This is a genomic window from Streptomyces sp. NPDC003042 (assembly GCF_053591315.1).
On sequence record NZ_JBSFTP010000168.1, the window covers coordinates 1 to 3081 of the forward strand.

The 3081-nt window shown below is 70.6% G+C and carries 3 protein-coding genes and 2 pseudogenes; 4 read left to right on the forward strand and 1 reads right to left on the reverse strand.

Annotation, left to right across the window (positions count from 1 at the left end; genetic code table 11):
* Positions 1 to 94: 94 nt before the first annotated feature.
* The 4 genes and pseudogenes from ACWDYJ_RS36065 to ACWDYJ_RS36080 all read left to right on the forward strand — a co-directional run.
* Positions 95 to 301 (forward strand): annotated as a pseudogene (locus ACWDYJ_RS36065) (BTAD domain-containing putative transcriptional regulator); the annotation flags it as partial.
* Between the two features lie 326 nt (positions 302 to 627).
* Positions 628 to 1449, forward strand: a complete 822-nt coding sequence (locus tag ACWDYJ_RS36070) for an AfsR/SARP family transcriptional regulator (protein WP_451569829.1) — start codon at positions 628 to 630, stop codon at positions 1447 to 1449.
* Positions 1450 to 1595: 146 nt separating this feature from the next.
* Complete coding sequence (locus ACWDYJ_RS36075) at positions 1596 to 1895, forward strand: acyl carrier protein (RefSeq protein WP_451569830.1); 300 nt, start codon at positions 1596 to 1598, stop codon at positions 1893 to 1895.
* A 12-nt stretch (positions 1896 to 1907) separates the two neighbouring features.
* Positions 1908 to 2885 (forward strand): aromatase/cyclase, encoded by a 978-nt coding sequence (locus tag ACWDYJ_RS36080; protein ID WP_451569831.1) that lies wholly within the window; start codon positions 1908 to 1910, stop codon positions 2883 to 2885.
* A 45-nt stretch (positions 2886 to 2930) separates the two neighbouring features.
* Here ACWDYJ_RS36080 and ACWDYJ_RS36085 read toward each other — a convergent pair.
* Positions 2931 to 3081, reverse strand: a pseudogene (locus ACWDYJ_RS36085) (2-oxoacid:ferredoxin oxidoreductase subunit beta); the annotation flags it as partial.

The window sequence follows — 3081 nt, forward strand, 5'->3', positions numbered from 1 at the left end:
GCGCTCATCGCCACCGCGCTGGAGGGCACCGACGGGACGCGCAGCCCCAAGGACGTCCTCCAGACGCTGCCCGGCGGGTACATGCTGAACATCGCAGTTCATGCTCGCCCTGCACCGCTCCGGCCGCCGCGGCGAGGCCCTCAACGTCTACCAGCGGCTGCGCGCCACCCTCGTGCGCGAGCTCGGCATCGAGCCGTCGGCCGCCCCGCGCCGGCTCCAGCGCTCGGTCCTGGTGACCGGTCCCGAAAAGCCGGTGGAGGCCTCGGAATCGGCCCGCAAGCGTCTCGCCTGGGTCGGCTGAGAACTCACCGAAAGGTAATTGCCCGCTCATTTCCGGTAGCTGTCCGGTAAATGCGGTCCAGGTTTCCGGGGGGAAATCCGGAAAGGAATCTTGCGGACTACAAGCGGAATCCGGATGGGTGGGCTGCTGTTCCAGGAAGAGAGGGTGATCGGACGTCTGGTCGGAACCTGCTCGTTTCCATGATTGAACCGCTCGGCTGTTTCGGAGAACCGCTCGACGTCGACTTGAGGTTTCGGTGATGTTGCCCTGGGCGGCTTTATCGTTCTGGGGTCGAATACTGAAAACCGGGAGTAGCTCGACGAAATGTGGAGGGGAGACGAGAGACCGTGAAGATTCAGGTTCTGGGGCCGTTGAGTGCCGAGGTCAACGGGGCATCGATCGTTCCTACGGCGGGTAAACCGCGTCAGATCCTGGCGCTTCTCGCGCTCTACCCCGGGCGGGTGGTGCCCGTACCGACCCTCATGGAGGAGATCTGGGGCACCGACCTGCCCCAGAGCGCGCTCACCACCCTGCAGACGTACATCCTCCAGCTGCGCCGCAGGCTGGGGACGGCGATGGGACCGGGCGCCCCGGGCACCGCCAAGGACGTGCTCGCCACCCGGCACGGCGGATACCTCCTCCAGATCCCGCCGGAGTCCGTCGACGTCCACGAGTACGAGACCCTCGTGGCCGGCGGCCAGAGCGCCTTCGACGGCGGTGACGACGAGCGCGCGGCGCACCTGCTGCGCCAGGCGCTCGACCTGTGGCAGGGCCCGGCCCTGGTGGACGTCCGCGTCGGGCCCATCCTGGACATCGAGGTGCTGCGGCTGGCGGAGAGCCGGCTCGTGGCCACCGAGCGCCGCATCGACGTCGACCTGCGCCTCGGCCGTCACACCGAACTCCTCGCGGAACTCACCGAGCGGATCGCCCGCCACCCGCAGCACGAGGGCCTCCACTCGCAGGCCATGGTCGCCCTGTACCGCTCGGGCCGCCAGGCGGCCGCGCTGGACGTCTACCGCCGGCTGCGCACGCGCCTGATCGGTGAACTGGGCGTCGAGCCCTCGCAGCAGCTCCAGCGCCTGCACCAGGCGATGCTGCGCGTGGACCCGGCCCTGGACGTCGTGGCCGGTCCGCGCCGCTCCTCCACCTACGACCTGTACGCGGCCTAGCCTCGCCGCCGTACGCGGCCCGCGTACGGCCCGCGTACGGCCCGCGAACAGACGTACCGCTTCGAGCCTGTCTCAACCGTTCTCGGTCAGGCTCGGGTCGACCCGGCACGCGTCCGCGTGCTCGCGGACGACGAGAGAGGTACGCCATGGACCGGCTGGACCCCACCGCCCTGACCCGCGTCCTGCGGGCCTGGGAAGGTGAGGAGGAGGGCGTCGACCTCACCGACGACGTCCTCGACCTGTACTGGGTGGAGCTCGGCTACGACTGCCTCGCCGTCCTGCAGACCACCGGCTACATCGAGCGGAAGTTCGGCATCCTCCTCGACGGGGACCTCCTTGAGCACGCCGACACCCCACGGCGCTACCTCGGCCTGGTCAACGCGGAACTCCACCGGAAGTCCAGAGACCTTCCGGCGGTTGCGGACAGGATCTGCATCAAGCGTTGAGAGGGGTGTCTGATGTCTGTCGAGCGAGTACACCGGATGTCGTTCGCGGTGGACGCGGCGGCACCGGCCGGCGTCCTGTACGGGCTGGTGGCGGACACCACCCCGTGGCCGCTGTACGTGCCGGACACCGTGCACGTCGAACGTCTGGACTTCGACGGGATCCGCGACCGGTACTCCCTGTGGGCCGGCGCCGACGGGGACCTGCGGCAGTCCGTGTGGCGCCGCACCCTGGACCCGGAGCGTCTGCGCATCGACTTCCACCAGGAGGTGCCCGCGGCCCCCGTCACCTCCACGGGCGGCAGCTGGGGCGTCGAGCGGCTCGCCCCGGGCTGGTCGCGGCTGACGCTGGAGCAGTACGTCACCATCGCCGGGAACCGGGCCTCCGACGTCGAACGCACCCGCGCGGCCACCGAGGCCGCCGGCCGGGCCGCACTCGCCCGCTTCAAGGAGCTCGCCGAGCGCTGGAACGGCCTCGACGCGCTGAAGCTGTCCTTCGAGGACTCCGTACGCATCGAGGGACCGGCCGAGCCCGTGTACGCGTTCCTGTACGACGTGGGCTCCTGGCCCGACCGGGTCCCGCACGTCGCGCGCGTCGACGTCGTCGAGGACCGGCCCGGTATCCAGCGGGTCACCACCGACACCCTGACGCTCGACGGGTCCGTCCACACCACGGAGTCCGTACGGCTGTGCTTCCCCGCGGCCGGCCGCATCGTCCACCGGCAGATCCAGCCCTTCGCCCTGCTGGCCGCGCACACCGGCGAGTGGTCGGTCCTCCCCGACACCACCGGGGTCACCGTGGTCGCCCGGCACGACGTACTGCTCGACGAGGCCATGGTCGGGCGCGTCCTCGGCCGGGACACCGACGTCGAGCAGGCCCGCCGGTACGTCCGGGAGTCCCTCAGGCGTGAGGACGAGGCCGTCTTCCGCACGGCCCGGCAGTACGCCCGGGAAGCCGCGGGAGACTCGGTCAGGACCCCGCGGGCGGTCTGAGAGCCGGACCGCGAGCGGTGGTCCGGCTCCCGGTCCGTGCCCCGGTCACCGGCCCAGGACGGTCCAGGTGTCGTTGCCTGCGAGCAGGGCGCCGAGGTCGGCCTTGCCGTGCTGCTCGACGGCGGTGTCGAGCTGGTCGGCCATGAGGGTGTCGTAGACGGGGCGTTCGGTGCTGCGGAAGACGCCGATGGGGGTG